This is a genomic window from Mesorhizobium sp. A556 (assembly GCF_054489545.1).
This window is the reverse complement of sequence record NZ_JBTMXA010000010.1, coordinates 94,790-110,560: the sequence shown is the minus strand read 5'-3', so window position 1 is coordinate 110,560 and position 15,771 is coordinate 94,790. Positions and strand designations below refer to the sequence as shown.

Sequence of the window (15,771 nt, the reverse complement as noted above, 5' to 3'; positions counted from 1 at the left end):
GAGAGGAACTGAAATGACCTTCGTCCCGAAATTTGCCAAGACTCTTCTGTCGGCCGCTGCCGTCGCCCTTGTCGCGACGTCTACCTGGGCCGCAACGATTACCGTGGGGGGTAAGAACTTCACCGAGCAGCTGATCATCGCCGAAATCACCAAGCAGCTCCTCGAGAGCAAGGGCTACACCGTCGACAAGAAGGACGGCATGGGCACCAAGATCGTCCGCGCCGCGCTTGAGAACGGCGAAGTCGATGTCTACTGGGAATATACGGGGACGTCGCTCATCACCTTCAACAAGGTGACGGAGCGTCTTTCGCCGGAAGAGACCTACAACCGCGTAAAAAAACTGGATGGCGAAAAAGGCCTCGTCTGGCTGGCTCCGTCCACGGCGAACAATACATACGCCTATGTCATCAAGCCGGGCAATGCCAAGACGGAAGGGATGGCGACTATCTCCGATCTTGCCAAGGCCTATAACGACGGCAAGGACATTCTCATGGGTACGACTGCCGAGTTTCCGAAGCGTCCGGACGGCCTGATCGGCCTGGAGAAGGTCTACGGTTTCGAGACGGGCCGCGCCAATATCCGGCCGATGGATCTCGGCCTTGCCTATAACGCACTCGCCAACGGCGATCTCGACACGATCGCCGCGCAGGCGACCGACGGCCAGATCGCGGCACTCGGCCTGAAGACGCTCAAGGACGACAAGGGCTTCTTCCCGAACTATGCGCTGACACCCGTCGTGCGCAAGGAAGTGCTCGATGCGCATCCGGATCTCAAGGAGACGCTCGAAGCGGTTTCGGCGAAGCTGGATGATGCGACGATGCAGCATTTGAATAGCGAGGTCGACGTCGAGAAGAAGACGATCGAAACCGTGGCCGCCGACTACCTGAAGTCGCTCGATATGTAAGCCGGCGCTTTCACTGTCGAATGGTCCGCCCGCCTGCAGGTTTTCTGCAGGCGGGCGGGGAGGAGGCGTGCCGGAAACCGGCCGTCAGATGCATGGGGCCGGTCAATGCCGGCCGTCTTTTCGAGGAAGTCCGAGAGAATGGTCAAGATATCAAGCGTCCGCATCCGTCCGCTGGTCCTGCCGCTGAAGCAGCCCTACCACTGGTCCTATGGCATCCGTGAATCCTTTGCCGTCAACCTCATCGAGATCGAGACGGATGATGGCACCGTCGGCATCGGCGAATGCACGGTTGCGCCGGACCAGACCGGCACCGCTGCCGTCCTCCATCGCCTTGCAACACATCTCGTCGGCCATTCACCCTACGATGTGGCGCCGCTCATCGCGCGCATCTTCCATCAGGAATATCTCGGGCACGGCGCCAACATCATGCGGGCCGCCAACCAGATGTTCGCCGGCATCGATATGGCCATGTGGGATCTTCAAGGCAAGCTCGCCGACCTTCCCGTCCACCGGCTGCTCGGCGGAGCGCATCGGAAGGCGGTCGGTTACTTCTACTTTCTCCAGGGCGAGACCGCCGATGATCTGGCGCGTGATGCTGCCGCCGGCCACGCCGCTGGTGAACGGATCTTCTATCTCAAGGTCGGTCGCGGCGAGAAGCTCGACCTGGAAATCACCGCTGCGGTCCGTCGCGAGATCGGTGACGCGCGCCTGCGTCTCGATGCCAACGAGGGCTGGAGCGTGCATGACGCGATCAACATGTGCCGCAAGCTAGAGAAGTACGAAATCGAGTTCATCGAGCAGCCGACGGTGAGCTGGAGCATTCCCGCCATGGCGCATGTGCGCGAGAAGGTTGGTATCCCGATCGTCGCGGACCAAGCTGCCTTTACGCTCTACGACGTCTACGAGATCTGCCGCCAGCGCGCCGCCGACATGATCTGCATCGGTCCGCGCGAGATCGGCGGCATACAGCCGATGATGAAGGCCGCCGCCGTGGCGGAATCCGCCGGATTGAAGATCTGCATCCACTCTTCCTTCACCACCGGGATTACCACCTGCGCCGAGCATCACATCGGGCTTGCCATCCCCAATCTCGACGATGGCAACCAGATCATGTGGCAGCTCGTGCAGAAGGACATCGTCTCCTCCCCCGACCTCGCTCCGAAGAACGGCTGGATCGATGCCTTCAAGAAGCCGGGCCTCGGCTTCCAGCTCGCCGACGATCTCGTCGCCCATGGTGAAAGACGCTACGCGGCAAGCCGATGACCACGGTCGAGAAATCCCGCGAGGCGATCGAGACGATATGCCTGTCAGCGCTGACGCAGCACGGCGCGGCTGCCGACAATGCCCGACCAGTGGCGCGCGCGATCGCCAGGGCGGAGGCGGACGGCAACCGGGTCTGCGGCCTTTATTACCTGCCGGTCTTCTGCCGGCATCTGACGGTCGGCAAGATCGACGGAAAGGTCGTTCCCGCCGTGACCACGCGCGGTGCCGTGGTGACGGTCGATGCGCGATCGGGCTTTGCGCATCCTGCCATAACGGCCGGCATGCCGGCCCTGATCGCCGCCGCCCGTCGATCCGGCATCGCTGCCATGGCGGTGCGCAATTCCTACAATTGCCTCGCGCTCGCCCATCATGTCCTCCCGCTCGCGGAAAGCGGCCTGATCGGCATCTGCCTGTCGAATGCGCCGGCCTCCGTCGCGCCGCCGGGCGCCACGCGGGCACTCTTCGGGACGAATCCGCTCGCCTTCGCCGTGCCAACGAAAGAGGGCGCGCCTCCCATCATCGTCGATCAGAGCATGAGCGCGGTCACCAAGACGGAGATGATCCTGCGACGCAATCGCGGCGAGACGATCCTGACCGGCTGGGCGCAGGACAGCCGTGGCCAGCCGACCACCGACCCGGCCACCGGCCTGGAGGGCTCGCTTCTGCCGGCCGGCGGTCGCAAGGGCGCTAATATCGCCCTGCTGGTCGAAATCCTTGCCGCGGCGTTGACCGGCTCGGCCCTCAGCACGGAGGCGAGCGCCTTCGGAAACGACGAGGGCGGGCCGCCGCGCGTCGGGCAGTTCCTGATTGCGATCGATCCCGGCCATTTCTCCGCGGATCACTTCACTGATGCCCTCGGCGGGCTGGTCGCAACCCATGAGGCTGCGGGGGTACGGCTTCCCGGCCGCTCCGGAGAAAATCATCCCGTCCGCGTCGATGCCGATCTCTGGGAGACGGCATTGCGGCTTTCAAGGCAGACAGACGTCCGGGAGCCTCGAACGAACTGAACAACCACGGAACCGAAGGGAGCAACGCAATGTCTATCATCGATATCCTCAGGAATGTCATCCAGGCCGCTGTGGTCGCCGGTCTCGCCATGGCGGGTACCAGCGCGGCGGCGCAGGAAATCAAAGTCGGCGGCAAGGATTTTACCGAGCAGTTCCTGCTTGCCGAAATGACCACGCAACTCCTGCAAAAGAACGGCTTCACCGTGAGCAAGCGGGACGGCATGGGCACCAGTATCGTACGTGCCGCGCTGGAAAACGGCGAGGTTGATGTCTATTGGGAGTACACCGGCACGGCGCTCGTGAATTTCAACAAGATCACCGATCGCCTGACGCCCGAGGAAACCTACAGGATCGTCAAGGAGAAGGATGCCGAGCGCGGCATAACATGGCTCGCTCCTTCGCGCGCAAACAACACCTATGCGCTGGCGATCCGCAGGGACAATCCGACGACGGACGGCATGGCGAGCCTGTCGGACCTGGCCGCTGCCTATAGCGCCGGAAAGGATCCGCTGATGGCGACGACAGCCGAGTTTCCCAAGCGGCAGGACGGGCTGCTCGGCCTCCAGGAAACCTATGGCTTCGAGGCAGGACGAAGGAACATCCGGCCGATGGATATCGGGCTGGTCTTTCCCGCCCTTCAGAACGGTGACGTCGATCTCGCGGTCGTCGCTGCAACGGATGGCCGGATTGCTGCCATGGACCTGGTGCTGCTTAAGGACGACAAACATTTCTTTCCTGACTATGCCCTCGTGCCGACGATCCGGACCGAGACCCTGGAAGCCAATCCCAAGCTCGGCGAACTGCTTGACCAGCTTTCCGCCAAGCTGGACGATGCGACCATGCAGCGGTTGAACGGTGAGATCGATGTTGAAAAGAAGTCGATCGAAGAGGTGGCAACCGCCTTCCTGACGGCGAGTGGCCTTCTTTAGCTCGCCTGTCGGACGCTTTGTCCGGCTTTTTGCCGCGCTGACAGTAAAATGCCGGCGCGGCTCTTCTTCGTTCATCCGGGAAACAAGATGGATTATCAACTCGACGCCGACCTGGAGGACTTCGTGGATAGGGTGGAGACATTCTATCCGCCCGATGCGCTAGCCTTGCCGATCGGCGACAACCGCAGGATCTATGACGGCATGTGCCGCGCCCTGCGCCAGCCGCATCCCGAGGGAGTGAGCCGCACCGATCGTCTGGCCGAAGATTCCGGGCACAGGACCATAATCCGGGAATACCGGGCCGATGGGAGCCATCGGCCGGATCGTCCGGTTATCCTGTACTTCCATGGCGGCGGCTTCATTCTCGGTGGCCTTGAAAGCCATGACGACGTCTGTGCCGAACTCTGCGCAAAGACCGGCCTGTCTGTCGTTTCCGTGGACTACCGGCTGGCGCCGGAACATCTTCATCCCGCGCCGTTCGAGGATGCCGTGCGCGCGTTCCGATGGGCCGGCAAGTGCTTTGATGCTCCGCTCCTCGTCGTCGGGGAATCCGCCGGCGGCAATATAGCCGCCTGCCTCTGCCATGCGATGAGGCATGCGGAGTGCCCGCCGATCGGCCAGCTGCTGATTTATCCCGCCATGTCCGTGCCCTGGATGGGCGAGAGCCACAAAATGCATGCGAAGGCTCCCCTGCTCTCGTACGACGACGTCAAGGCCTATGACACAGTGCGGGCAGGGGAAATGCCGCCCTACGACGACCCGCGCTTTAGCCCCTTTGCGTCCGGTGACTTTTGCGGACTGCCTCCGACCGTCGTTTTCACCGCGGAATATGATCCATTGGCATCGGAAGGAGAGGCTTACAGCAAGGCGGTCGGCGCTGCCGGTGGCGCAGCAGTGCTGCACCTTGGCGAAGCGCTGCCGCACGGCTATCTCCGGGCGTGCGGTCTTTCCACACGGGCAAAACGAGCATTCGACCTCATCGTCAGCGAAACGGCACGCCTTGCGGCTGGTGCCCATCCTCACGTTCCGCCTGGAGATATTCGGCACACATCAGAGTGAGATCATCCCATAGGGCCTCGGCAAAGCTTCGCAGGACAGAGACTTCGAAGGATTGCGAGCCGACACATGGCCGATGAGCGTAACCACCGAGCGACCGACACGGTCCTGCCCTTGGACACAACCCCGCACCCGACGGCCCTTCGAGAATCATGAGTATCCGACCGTGGCTTTGATCGATGCCGCTGGCATGCGGTTCAAGCCGTCGGGCGAGACCTCTCCGGGCTTGAACAGGCCGAGCTTGTCGAGCGGGCCCGTCACGGCACGCACCGTCCGTGTCGCGACCTTCGCATAGAGAGCCGTGGTGTTGAGCTTGGCATGCCCGAGCAGAACCTGGATGATCCGGATATCGGTGCCGTCCTCCAGCAGGTGGGTGGCGAAGCTGTGACGCAGCGTGTGCGGCCCGACCCGCTTGGCGATGTCGGCGGCCTGTGCCGCCTCGACGACGATGCGATGAAGCTGCCGCGTGCTGATCGGCTTCATCGCGTGCTGCCCCGGGAACAGCCAGCCGTCGCGGTACATCACGCCCTGCTGCCGCCCGACCTTCCACCACTCACGCAGAACCGTGAGTAGATCCTCCGAGAACATAGCGTTGCGATAGCGCCCGCCCTTGCCGTGCTCGACGCGCAGCAGCATGCGCTCGCTGTCGACGTCCGCGACCTTCAGCATCGACACCTCCGCGACCCGCAGGCCCGCGCCATAGGCGACCGAGAGCGCGGCCTGATGCTTGAGGCAGATGGTGGCGTTGAGGAGCCGCTTGGAGTGACGTGGCCCGAGGCGGCGCGGTTCTTTGGCTGTTGATGGTGCTTGTATTGTAGCGAACGACTGTGCCAATCGAACTGCTCGATATAAGCGCCGGTGACGGGCGAGTCCGTTCCGGTCCTCAAGGAGGCGGGCGCGAAAGTGTTCGCCGGGTCGATGGAAGAATTCGTTCTGAAGACCGACCACTTGCCGCGTTCATGTTTCGTGCTCGAAAAGTCGCATAAAAGGGCAGTGTGGAACTGAAATAAGATCGACTTCAAACAATCATCAGCGGGGGCATGACCATGGTCGTCGTTACCCATGAAATGGGATTCGCCGCGCATGTCGCGGGTCAGATTGGAAAAGGGCGAACTGGCGGGCGTTGTGCGTGGCATGGACGCGCCGAGCCAAATCCTGCAACACCCCAAGGATCCGCGCATCTAGGCCTTTCTGCGCACCTATCACGAGCGCAACATCTTCTGACCCGCGCACGAGGAAGCGGTTTTGGCTTAGCCCGCGCCTCAGTTGGTTCTGCGGCAAATGCTTCCGTGCTGCAAACTTGGTTGTGTTTCGATGGCTCTGCCAGAAACCCGAAGTCGAGATACGGAAAGACTTCCTACTCCATTTCAATGCCGCACTGAATAGTCGCTGCGCAGGTGGTCGACTTGAAGCCGAGCATGGACCGGATCGGGCGATCGATTCGCCGATTGTCCTGCTCGATCCGGTTATCCAGGTATTGGCTTTGCCGGATGCTGATCGGCTTCAGTGGCCGTTGCGATTAGTCCCGAAGTCGACTCTCGCCATCGCAGGCAATAATTGCCTCCCGGTTCGTCTGGCTACCGTCAATGACGATACGATCTGGTCGGCCATGACGGTTCAGCGCTTTGCGGATGAAGCGCTTGGCACCCGACAGGTCACGCTTCTCGCTGAACAAGAACTCTACCGTGTCGCCTACGCTGTCGACGGCACGGTAGAGATACATCCAGCGACCGGGCACCCGGATATAAGTTTCATCAATGTGCCGTGTGTGTTTCGGCGTGCAAACTTCACTGCCGATTGACACGAAGCACTTGCACTGGTGGCCGAGGTGCAGGCCGGCCATGAACGGACGCGCGGCCAGGCGCCCCCCGCTGAGCGGCCTGCCAATCGTTACGTTGGCGAGTGCAGGAGCTTTAGCAAATTAAGTCCCATCACAGCATCGCGCTCGGTGGCCGTCAGCAGTCCGAGACAGGTCGCGGCAAAGGTGTCCTCGAAATCGACCCATTCGAGCGCCGGGCTGAAGTCCGAACCCCATAGGCATCGCTCGGGTCCGAAGCGGTCGAGAATGATGTCTATGAATGGCTGCGCGCCAGGATGTGGTGGCGTCGCGGGAGCATCGCTGGTGGCATAGAGCCCCGAAATCTTGACACGAACATTTGGCGATTTCGCCAAACGCAAAAGCCCATCGATACGGTGCTCCGCCTCTGCCGTGGAAGGGCGGGTCGCAAAAAGCCCCGGCAGACCGAGATGGGAAAAAAGCATCGGGCATCCGGCCAGCGTCTCCACCAGTCGTTCCAAGTGCACTGTAGCTTCGGGGCGGGCGTTGAGCGACAGGATGGCTTTGTGCCGGTTGAAGGCGGCCCACACGGATGCCGGCCACGCGCAAAGCGTTTTCGCCGCCGCCGCATCCGGCAAGTACAAGGCCACGCCGACATGACCCGCACCGAACAGCCAATCGATCGCTTCCACCGAAGGCGCAGATGCGACCGGCAGAAAAGCCAGGCTGGCGATCCATGGGCGCGTTGCCGCCAGCGACCGGAGATAGGCGTTGTTGTCTGGATCGATACCGTCGGCCTCGTAGCCGATCACCAGACCCTTCGCGATAGGATGATTTCTCCTCAGTCTTTCGTAGGCGTCAATGTCGCTTACCTCGCCGAGGACAGGCTGGCCGTTTCCACCAGGGAAACCGTGGCGAAACAGGTGCAGATGCGCGTCGGCCAGCGTTTTCATGGCGCGCCTGTTCCTGCAAGATCGGCCAGGATCATCTCCGCGGCGAGCAGGCCGTGATATGCGTCGGTCAGCGTCACCGGGGAGCGAGAAACACCATCCCTGACCCCCGCCAGGAAACATTCGAGTTCCGCCGTCAAAGGGTCTTCGCCCGCGTCCGAAAAATAGATGGTTTGCGGTTCCGGCCCGAATATCCGCAGGACGCCGCCGGCATCCATCTCGATCCCGCCAGCCGTGCCTATGACCTCGACGCGGTCGACCGGTGCGTCCTCTGTGGGATAGAGCCAGGCGGTGGTCAGCCGCCAGAGCACGCCCTTGTCGTCTTCCACCATGGCCGCGGTCAGGGAGTGCGCGCCTTGGCCTTTCCGACGCCTTGCGGTTGCCGACACCGGCACTCCTTCGCCGATCCACAGCGCCAGATCGATGTCGTGGATCATGGTCATCAGGACGGGGTCGATATCGGGATAGCGTGTGGCGTGGCCGCCGTCGCGGTAGCGGCGTGACGCGATCGAGACCACCTGGCCGATCGCACCCTTGCGTACATGCTCCACCAGCGTCCGGTGTTGGTTTGAAAAGCGCAAGATATGGCCAGGCTGTACGAATGCGGAACTGGCCGCTTCCAGTTGGCAAAGTTCCAGAGCCTCCCGTGAAGTCGGTGCGATCGGCTTTTCCAGCAGGACGGGAATGCCGTGCCGCAGCGCAAGGGCGGCAAGCGGCAGATGTGCTTGAGCGGGCGTGGCGATGACGATGCCATCCGGCCAGAAAGTCTCAAGCATCGAAGCGGCATCGCTGCCGAACTCGGTGATGCGAAAATCGGCGGCGGCTTTTTGTGCAGCCTCGACGCGTGTGTCGGCCACGGCAAGCGTGCCGTCCTCCATGGTCGACAGGCACCGCAGATGCTCGCGCCCGAAGGCGCCGGCGCCTGCCACCAGCAGCTTCATGCAACAGCGCCTTCGAGACCAGCGCCGCAGACGATGACACAGATGCGGCCGGCATTGTGAAACGCGGCATGCTTGGTGCGCAGCGCGGCAATCGCCGCCGAGCCGGCCAGATCGGCCGCGATGGCGAATTCGGACCAGAGCCATTTAGAGGCGTCGAGCATATCATCATCCGAGACCAGGACGATGTCGTCGATCGTGTCGCGCACGGTCTCGAACACGCGCTGGTCGGTCTCGCGACAGCTCATGGTCGGCACTTTGGAGGTGACTTCGTCCAGGGCGACGCGGCGGCCGGCTTCGAGGCAGGCTTTCAACGTCGGCGATCCGGTCGGTTCGACGCCGATCACGCGTACGCCCGGCCGGCGCGCCTTCAGGGCCGTGCCGAGCCCGGCGACAAGACCGCCGCCGCCGATCGCCACGACCACGGTGTCGAAATCCTCGACATCCTCAAGAATTTCCAGCCCTACCGTGCCCTGCCCTGCAACCACCAGCGGGTCGGCGAAGGGGTGAAAATAGGCGGCCCCGATCGCGGCGGCATGGGCAAGGGCTGCCTTGTTGGACTGGGTCCATTCGTCGCCGACGATGCGGACGTCGGCGTTCCAACTCTTCATCTTCTCGACCTTGGCCGGCGAGACGTTTGAAGGAACGAAAATATACGCCGGCACGCGGGCGACAAAAGCCGTGCGGGCAACGGCGAGGCCGTGGTTGCCGCCGGACGCTGTAACGATGCCGCCGGCGATTTCTTCCGGTGGCGTGCCGAGAAAACGGTTCATCGCGCCGCGCGCCTTGAACGACCCCGTCACTTGCAGCAATTCGAGTTTGGCGACTACGTCGGCTTTAACCGGTAACGGCTCCCGCGCCGAGGCGATCCGCATGGTCGGCGTGCGGCGGACGAAGGGAGCAATGCGCGCGCGCGCCGCTTCGATATCGTCGATAGTGATCATACGATCGTTCCTTCATAGGGGGACGCCACAACAAGGCAGCAATTGCCGGGTCGCACATGACCGGGATGGCGTCGACCATAGACGATCCCGTCCATCGAATAGGACAGCGTTTCGGGTTCGAACGACAGGTCCCAGGTGCGATGGATGCGTCCGGCCGGCTGTCCGGCTAAAACCCGTTCGCCATTGGCATGGAAGGGTTCGAAAATGCCCTCGGCGGTGGCGTAGACATAGGCCGCCGCTCCGCGCAGCTCCAAGATTTCGCCTTTGGGGTCAACCGGAGGTGCCGGCACCTGCTCGATCACGCCGAGATGAGCCAGAACATTGCGCACGCCTTTCCGGCAGATCGCCAACGCGTCGAGCGACACGGCCCCGCCACCGCGCATTTCAGTGCCCACCGTCACCAGACCGGACCGGCAGGCGGTTGCCGTTGCCGTGCGCTGGTCGCCGAGATTGCCGATCACCACCGTATGCGGTGCGCCGAACGACAAAGCGGCGGCGACGGTGCGCCTATGCAGGTCGCGGTCGGCGGTCGGCTCGATAATGGCGCTGGGCAGGATGTCGAGCGACGAACCGCCCGAGTGAAGATCGAGGAAGGCGTCGCCCAACGGGAAAATCTGCCCGGCGACATAGGCACTGATCTGCTGTGTCATCGTGCCTTGCGCATCGCCGGGGAAAACCCGGTTGAAGTTGAGGCCATCGATGGGCGACGTGCGGCTTGCAGCGGTCACCGCATGCACATTGTTGGCCGGCATCAGGATGAGCCGGCCCTGAATGCTCGAAGGATCGAGTTCCCGGCTCAACTCGCCGATGGTGATCGGGCCTTCATATTCGTCGCCATGATTGCCGCCTTCGATGATGACGGTGGGCCCCTTGCCCCCGGCGATCACGGCAATGGGGATGCGCGTCACCCCCCAGGCATCGTCGTGGGGGGAATGTGGGAAGTTCACAAAGTCGACCTGCTTGCCGGCCTTGTCGAAGTCGATGCCGGTGAAAGCATTGCCGGTGTAGGTGGGAAACGATTTTCGCACGGTGTCTATCATCGATTTTCCAAACTCGCCCCGGTCTTGACCCCGGCAATCATCCGTTCGTGGCCTGCAGCAGTTTCGGCATCCATCACGCCGAAACGCAGCGCACAGCGAAATATCCCGCCGGGGGCGATTTCCAATAGCCGACCCTTCGCCTTGGCGGCACTAAACCCGTCCGGTTCGGCCGTTGCCGGCAGGACGAGCCCGAGTGCATCCTGATCCGGGCCGCGGGTGATCCAGCGCACCGCATAGCCGAGTTCGCCGGGGCGGTGGCTGACGAAATCCGCCGTGCGGTCGGGATGGATCTGAAGCGCATGAGCCCAGCCATCCACGCCCGACCTTGCCTGCATGGTCATCACGAGTTCCGGCAGGACCGCCTCGTCCTTGGCGAAAACGCGATGCCGCGCCGGATCGGCGGCAACGGCGTCGTGGTAGCGGCAGTCGTCGGTGCTTGGCGGGAATGCTCCCGGCAACAGCTGTCGAACCGCGATGTCGCGGCGGTCGTCGGCCACCGTGTCGACAAGCCGGCCACCGTCGACTGGCCGGAAATTGATGTGCGCGAGATACATCAGTTGCATGGGCGAGCGTTTCAGGCTTTTTATCTCCATATCCACCGCAACGCCGGTTGCGCCCTGCTGCAACCGCACGGTGGGCCGCGCCTCATAATCATGGCTGAAGGCGACCGTTTGCCGGCTGCGTCCGGTCAAGGCCATGAACGGTCCCTCGGCGTTGTCGCCGACGACAAGCTGCACCTCGTCATAAGGCGCGTTGGGCAATTCGCCATGCAGGGGATGGCTGTCGCCGGGGCCGGGATTGCCCATGGCCGCTGCGCCGCAATGGATGAAGAACGCGCCGTAATTGGCAAGATAGTCGCGGGTCGCGACAGGCTCGCCAAACATCGAGCGCATGGTCAGCGTGCGGTCGAGAAACGCCGCATCCCAGATCTGCTGGCCCTGGAACGGAAGCAGCGTGATTTCGCCCTTGTCGTTGGCGATGCGAAGGCCGGCAACACCGCTCCGGTAGCGGAATGCGGTGGCGATCATGCCTGCGTAGCGGGCAACGACCCTTTCGGAGGGGGCAAACTGTTCCGGTACAAGGTCGATAAAAACATTCTCGGAGAGTATGGCGAAGGCCTTTCTGTCAATCCCGTGAGGAGTGGCTCCGGTCAGGCGGTTGGCGCGTCCGCGCGCATCGCGCCTTCCTGTTTGAGATCGGCCCACAGTGCTGCCGGCAGTTCCCTGTCGAGCAGCGCTCGGTTGCTTTCGACCTCGGCCGGGCGCTGGCCGCCCGGAATGATCGAGACGACGGCGGGGTGCAGCAGGGGGAAATTGAGCGCCGCCTCGATCAGGCGCACGCCGTGGCGCCGGCAGACGGCATCGATGCGCGCGACGCGGTCGAGGATTTCCTGCGGCGCCACATCGTAATTATAGAAGGCGCCCGGTTTTGCCCCTGTCGCCAGGACACCCGAATTATAAGGGCCGCCCAGCACGATGCCGATGCCGCGTTTCTGGCACAACGGCAGGAAGGAACTCAGCGCCTCCTGCTCCAGCAGCGTATAGCGGCCGGCGAGCAGGAACAGGTCGAAGTCGCCGCGCTCGGCCAGCGTCTGCGCCATCTGCCATTCGTTGATGCCGCCGCCCAAAGCCTTGATGACGCCCTGGTCGCGCAACGCAAGCAGCCCATAATAGCCCGAGCGCATGAATTCATCGATGCGCTGATCGGCGGCCTGCTGGCTGCCATGGGTGAACATGTCGAGATCGTGGGCGAACAGGATGTCGATGCGGTCGACACCAAGCCGTTCCAGCGACGCCTCGAACGACCGCATCACGCCGTCGTAGCTGTAGTCGTAAACCTCCTGCCGCGAAGGCGTATCGAAGAATTTTCCGATCCCGGTCCGCTGATCCGGTGGGCAGGCGCGCATGATGCGGCCGACCTTGGTGGAAAGCACGTAATCATCGCGCTTTTTCCCGCGCAGGAAGGGATTGAGGCGGGTCTCGGCAAGGCCCAGCCCATAGAGCGGCGCCGTGTCGAAGTAGCGGCAGCCGACGTTCCAGGCGGCATCGAGCGTGGCGTTGGCATCCTCGTCGGTGACGGCGCGGTAGAGATTCCCCAGAGGCGCGGTGCCGAAGCCGAGTTCGGTGAAATCCAGTCCGCCATTGCCGATGCGGTCGAAATGCCGGGTCTTCATGGGGTACCTCCGTTCTCCGTCGAACCCTACCAGGATAGGGTTATGCCAGGGGTGCCGAACCGTTGGTCAGCCATGAGAATTGCCGTAGGATCAGGCTGGAAATGGAACCCGATGGCGGAGCTTGCATGACGAGGCCGGACGAGAATAACCTGTTCAGGATAGCGCTGGATGAGCTTGGCGGCGCGCTGGCAGGTATGGACGACAGCCGGATCGATGCCGCCTGCGCGTTGCTTAGCCGTGCCGGCAAGATCGTGGTCTATGGCTGCGGCCGCGAAGCGCTCCAGATCAAGGGATTTGCGATGCGGCTCTATCACCTCGGCCTTCCGGTAGCGGTGGTCGGCGATATAACGACGCCCCCGCTGGGCAAGGGCGACGTTTTTCTGGTCAGTTCGGGGCCGGGCGAAACATCGACCGTTCTCGCCTTGATGCGGGTGGCAAAGGAGGCGGGCGCGACCGTCCTGCTGGTGACGGCACAGCCGACAAGCAGCGCTGCCAGCCTTGCCGACTTCACCCTGGCTATTCCGGCGCAGACCATGGCCGACGACCAGGGGGCGCAAAAGACATCGATGCTGCCGATGGGATCGGTGTTCGAAGGCGCGCTGTTCGTGCTGTTCGAGGTGATGGTACTGAAGCTGAAAGTTTCGAGGGGCGAAGCATCGCAAACCATGCGCGCCCGGCACACCAATATGGAATAGGGTCGCAAGGTGTCGCGAAACAAAAATCACTTCACCGCGCCCGCCGTCATGCCCATGATGAGATAGCGTTCGAGCACGATGCCGATGACGGCCAGCGGCGTGATCGCCGCCGTGGCGAGCGCCGCCATCGACCACCAGTTGATGCCTTGCGAGCCGGTCTGGCTCGCCACCATGACGGGGATGGTCTTTGCGTCGGTGGAAGTCAGCAGAGCGGCAAAAAAGTATTCGTTCCAGCACAGGACCAGCGCCAGGATGAAGGCCGCGACCATGCCCGGCAGCGCGATCGGCATGACGATCCGAAAGAAAGCGCCCCAGATCGACAAGCCGTCGACGAGGGCAGCTTCTTCAAGCTCCACCGGGATCGAATTGAACTGGTCGCGCATGATCCAGATGACGATGGGCAGCACCATCAGCGTATAGAGCAGGATCAGCCCGATGCGCGTGTCGAGCATGCCCACCTCGCGGTAGAGCACGAGGAAGGGCAGGGCGAGCGCCACCGGCGGCAAGATGAGTTGGGACAGGAAGAAGAAGGAGATATCTTCGTTCTTGAAGAAACCGAACCGGTAGCGGAAACGCGTCAACCCGTAGGCGGCGAGGCTGCCGATGACGATGGCCAGCGCCGATGCGCCGACTGAGGTGATCACCGAGTTGATGAAGCGCTTGAAGAATTCGTCGCGCACGGTGGAGGTCTGGAAGATGCTGTCGGGCGAAAGGCCGAGCGAGCGCCAGCCTTTCCAGTCCGGCTGGAAATCGACGAACGGTATGAGATGGCCTTGCGTCACGTCGACGGCGGTCTTGAAGGACGTCGTTATCGTCCAGTAGATCGGAAACAGGCAGACAAAGGCCCAGAAGACGAGCGCGCCGTAGATGAACACGCGGCTGGCGAGAAAACCTACCGGCGAGCGAAGTTCCGTGGCGGCATAGTCGGTGGTCTGTACGCTCATGCCGGCCACCTAGTTGACGTTGCGAACGAAGCGATTGGCGATCTTCAAAAGCACGGTCACGAACACGACGATGATGATCAGGTAGACCATCGCCAGCATAGTGCCGTAGCCGACATTCGAACGGTCGCGGTATTCGCGGTAGATGAAACTGGTGACGGAATCGGTGGCGCCTCCAGGCCCCCCGGACGTGATCGTGATGATGATGTCGGCGAGCTTCAGCTTGAAGATGATGCGCAGGATGACCGCCGTCACCGACACCGGCAGCATCAGCGGAAACGTAACCTGCCAGAACGTCTGCCACGGGGTAGCGCCGTCGACCTTTGCGGCCTCCAGTACTTCGCGCGACATCGCCTGCAGTCCGGCCAGAAGCATGATCATCATGAAGGGGATGAAGGTCCAGGCATCAAGCACCATGATCGAGACGCGCGCGGTGATGGGATCGCTGAAAAAGGCCGGGTTCTCCCAGCCGAGATGGCGCGCCAGCGTCGCGGCAGGTCCAAAACGAAATTCCATCAGCGATTTTCCGATCATCCACGACACCGCGACGGGCGACAGCATCAAGGGCAGCAGGAACACCACGCGGAAGAATTTCCGAGCGCGAATCTGGGCGTTGAGCAAAAGGGCGAGGCCGAAGGCGATGGCGTATTCGACCAGCACCGCCAGCACATAAAGCACCATATTGAACAGCGCGTTTCGGTAATAGGGATCGACCAACATCTGCCTGAAATTGTCGAGCCCATTGAATTTTCGACCGCTGAGGGAGGCAAGGTTCCAGTCCGTCAACGCGATATAGAAGCCGAACAGCGTCGGGAAAATGACCATGGCAATGGTGAACAGCAGCGCCGGCAGCAAAAACAGGGCGCGCTGGCCGTCTTCGCCACGCCTCAGCACCTGGCTGACGCCGAGCGCGACACCCCACAGCACATAGGCGTAGACGATCGGCCGCCATGTATCGAAACCGAAGCCGATGCTCCCCGCCCTGTACAATATCTGAACCAGGATGGTCGCCAGCAGGCAGGCCGTCGCCAACACCATAAGCGCTCGACCGAGTCTTCTGCGGCCCGGCGGTATCAGATCGCCTGTAGCCGCATTCGCCGGCCATCCGTTCATTGCCGATGTGTGGGTCGAAGTGTGGTCAGCCACGCTTTTGC

15 protein-coding genes and 1 pseudogene are annotated in these 15,771 nt (G+C 62.4%); 6 read left to right on the top strand and 10 right to left on the bottom strand.

Features of this window, described 5'->3' with window-relative positions:
* Positions 1-13: 13 nt before the first annotated feature.
* From ACX3P0_RS18825 to ACX3P0_RS18805, 5 genes are all read left to right on the top strand, one after another.
* Entirely contained in the window at positions 14-904 is an 891-nt protein-coding gene (locus ACX3P0_RS18825; protein ID WP_459090838.1) for a glycine betaine ABC transporter substrate-binding protein, read from the top strand.
* 138 nt (positions 905-1,042) lie between these two features.
* Positions 1,043-2,167 (top strand): mandelate racemase/muconate lactonizing enzyme family protein, encoded by a 1,125-nt coding sequence (locus ACX3P0_RS18820; protein ID WP_459090836.1) that lies wholly within the window; start codon positions 1,043-1,045, stop codon positions 2,165-2,167.
* Entirely contained in the window at positions 2,164-3,174 is a 1,011-nt protein-coding gene (locus tag ACX3P0_RS18815) for an Ldh family oxidoreductase (protein ID WP_459090834.1), read from the top strand. The genes ACX3P0_RS18820 and ACX3P0_RS18815 overlap by 4 nt, the downstream gene beginning before the upstream one ends.
* 29 nt (positions 3,175-3,203) lie before the next feature.
* Positions 3,204-4,103 carry a glycine betaine ABC transporter substrate-binding protein gene (locus ACX3P0_RS18810; RefSeq protein ID WP_459090832.1) on the top strand — a complete coding sequence of 300 codons (900 nt, stop codon included), beginning with the start codon at positions 3,204-3,206 and terminating at the stop codon, positions 4,101-4,103.
* A 48-nt stretch (positions 4,104-4,151) separates the two neighbouring features.
* Complete coding sequence (locus ACX3P0_RS18805; RefSeq protein WP_459090830.1) at positions 4,152-5,162, top strand: alpha/beta hydrolase; 1,011 nt, start codon at positions 4,152-4,154, stop codon at positions 5,160-5,162.
* A gap of 147 nt (positions 5,163-5,309) precedes the next feature.
* Here ACX3P0_RS18805 and ACX3P0_RS18800 read toward each other — a convergent pair whose 3' ends face one another.
* From ACX3P0_RS18800 to ACX3P0_RS18765, 8 genes and pseudogenes are all read right to left on the bottom strand, one after another.
* Positions 5,310-5,993 carry a tyrosine-type recombinase/integrase gene (locus tag ACX3P0_RS18800; protein ID WP_459090828.1) on the bottom strand — a complete coding sequence of 228 codons (684 nt, stop codon included), beginning with the start codon at positions 5,991-5,993 and terminating at the stop codon, positions 5,310-5,312.
* A gap of 529 nt (positions 5,994-6,522) precedes the next feature.
* Positions 6,523-6,921: pseudogene (locus tag ACX3P0_RS18795) on the bottom strand (IS6 family transposase); the annotation flags it as partial.
* Between the two features lie 128 nt (positions 6,922-7,049).
* Positions 7,050-7,889 carry an amidohydrolase family protein gene (locus tag ACX3P0_RS18790; RefSeq protein WP_459090826.1) on the bottom strand — a complete coding sequence of 280 codons (840 nt, stop codon included), beginning with the start codon at positions 7,887-7,889 and terminating at the stop codon, positions 7,050-7,052.
* Positions 7,886-8,827, bottom strand: coding sequence for a Gfo/Idh/MocA family protein (locus tag ACX3P0_RS18785; protein ID WP_459090824.1), 942 nt, complete (start codon positions 8,825-8,827; stop codon positions 7,886-7,888). Before ACX3P0_RS18785 ends, ACX3P0_RS18790 begins: the two co-directional genes overlap by 4 nt.
* Positions 8,824-9,768, bottom strand: coding sequence for a threonine ammonia-lyase (locus ACX3P0_RS18780; protein ID WP_459090822.1), 945 nt, complete (start codon positions 9,766-9,768; stop codon positions 8,824-8,826). The genes ACX3P0_RS18785 and ACX3P0_RS18780 overlap by 4 nt, the downstream gene beginning before the upstream one ends.
* Positions 9,765-10,808 carry a succinylglutamate desuccinylase/aspartoacylase family protein gene (locus ACX3P0_RS18775; RefSeq protein WP_459081328.1) on the bottom strand — a complete coding sequence of 348 codons (1,044 nt, stop codon included), beginning with the start codon at positions 10,806-10,808 and terminating at the stop codon, positions 9,765-9,767. The genes ACX3P0_RS18780 and ACX3P0_RS18775 overlap by 4 nt, the downstream gene beginning before the upstream one ends.
* The gene (locus tag ACX3P0_RS18770) at positions 10,805-11,836 is read right to left on the bottom strand and encodes a DUF4432 family protein (RefSeq protein WP_459090820.1); all 1,032 of its coding nucleotides are present in this window, start codon (positions 11,834-11,836) and stop codon (positions 10,805-10,807) included. Before ACX3P0_RS18770 ends, ACX3P0_RS18775 begins: the two co-directional genes overlap by 4 nt.
* A gap of 122 nt (positions 11,837-11,958) precedes the next feature.
* Positions 11,959-12,981: an aldo/keto reductase gene (locus tag ACX3P0_RS18765; RefSeq protein ID WP_459090818.1), complete on the bottom strand. Its 1,023-nt coding sequence runs from the start codon at positions 12,979-12,981 to the stop codon at positions 11,959-11,961.
* 125 nt (positions 12,982-13,106) lie between these two features.
* Between ACX3P0_RS18765 and hxlB the strand changes: the two genes are divergently transcribed.
* A complete protein-coding gene (hxlB, locus tag ACX3P0_RS18760; RefSeq protein WP_459090816.1) occupies positions 13,107-13,676 on the top strand; it encodes a 6-phospho-3-hexuloisomerase in 570 nt (189 codons plus the stop codon).
* A gap of 26 nt (positions 13,677-13,702) precedes the next feature.
* Here the strand turns inward: hxlB and ACX3P0_RS18755 are convergent, their stop codons facing one another.
* On the bottom strand, positions 13,703-14,620 hold the full coding sequence (locus tag ACX3P0_RS18755) for a carbohydrate ABC transporter permease (RefSeq protein ID WP_459090814.1): 918 nt from the start codon (positions 14,618-14,620) through the stop codon (positions 13,703-13,705).
* 9 nt (positions 14,621-14,629) lie between these two features.
* On the bottom strand, positions 14,630-15,730 hold the full coding sequence (locus tag ACX3P0_RS18750) for a carbohydrate ABC transporter permease (RefSeq protein ID WP_459081359.1): 1,101 nt from the start codon (positions 15,728-15,730) through the stop codon (positions 14,630-14,632).
* Between the last annotated feature and the right edge of the window lie 41 nt (positions 15,731-15,771).

Bases quoted from the DNA above. Each gene is read 5' to 3' on its own strand.
- ACX3P0_RS18780 (WP_459090822.1), bottom strand. From the start codon at position 9,768: ATGATCACTATCGACGATATCGAAGCGGCGCGCGCGCGCATTGCTCCC.
- ACX3P0_RS18750 (WP_459081359.1), bottom strand. From the start codon at position 15,730: ATGAACGGATGGCCGGCGAATGCGGCTACAGGCGATCTGATACCGCCG.
- ACX3P0_RS18785 (WP_459090824.1), bottom strand. From the start codon at position 8,827: ATGAAGCTGCTGGTGGCAGGCGCCGGCGCCTTCGGGCGCGAGCATCTG.
- ACX3P0_RS18825 (WP_459090838.1), top strand. From the start codon at position 14: ATGACCTTCGTCCCGAAATTTGCCAAGACTCTTCTGTCGGCCGCTGCC.
- ACX3P0_RS18775 (WP_459081328.1), bottom strand. From the start codon at position 10,808: ATGATAGACACCGTGCGAAAATCGTTTCCCACCTACACCGGCAATGCT.
- ACX3P0_RS18765 (WP_459090818.1), bottom strand. From the start codon at position 12,981: ATGAAGACCCGGCATTTCGACCGCATCGGCAATGGCGGACTGGATTTC.
- ACX3P0_RS18810 (WP_459090832.1), top strand. From the start codon at position 3,204: ATGTCTATCATCGATATCCTCAGGAATGTCATCCAGGCCGCTGTGGTC.
- ACX3P0_RS18790 (WP_459090826.1), bottom strand. From the start codon at position 7,889: ATGAAAACGCTGGCCGACGCGCATCTGCACCTGTTTCGCCACGGTTTC.
- ACX3P0_RS18820 (WP_459090836.1), top strand. From the start codon at position 1,043: ATGGTCAAGATATCAAGCGTCCGCATCCGTCCGCTGGTCCTGCCGCTG.
- hxlB (WP_459090816.1), top strand. From the start codon at position 13,107: ATGACGAGGCCGGACGAGAATAACCTGTTCAGGATAGCGCTGGATGAG.
- ACX3P0_RS18755 (WP_459090814.1), bottom strand. From the start codon at position 14,620: ATGAGCGTACAGACCACCGACTATGCCGCCACGGAACTTCGCTCGCCG.
- ACX3P0_RS18805 (WP_459090830.1), top strand. From the start codon at position 4,152: ATGCCGGCGCGGCTCTTCTTCGTTCATCCGGGAAACAAGATGGATTAT.
- ACX3P0_RS18815 (WP_459090834.1), top strand. From the start codon at position 2,164: ATGACCACGGTCGAGAAATCCCGCGAGGCGATCGAGACGATATGCCTG.
- ACX3P0_RS18770 (WP_459090820.1), bottom strand. From the start codon at position 11,836: ATGATCGCCACCGCATTCCGCTACCGGAGCGGTGTTGCCGGCCTTCGC.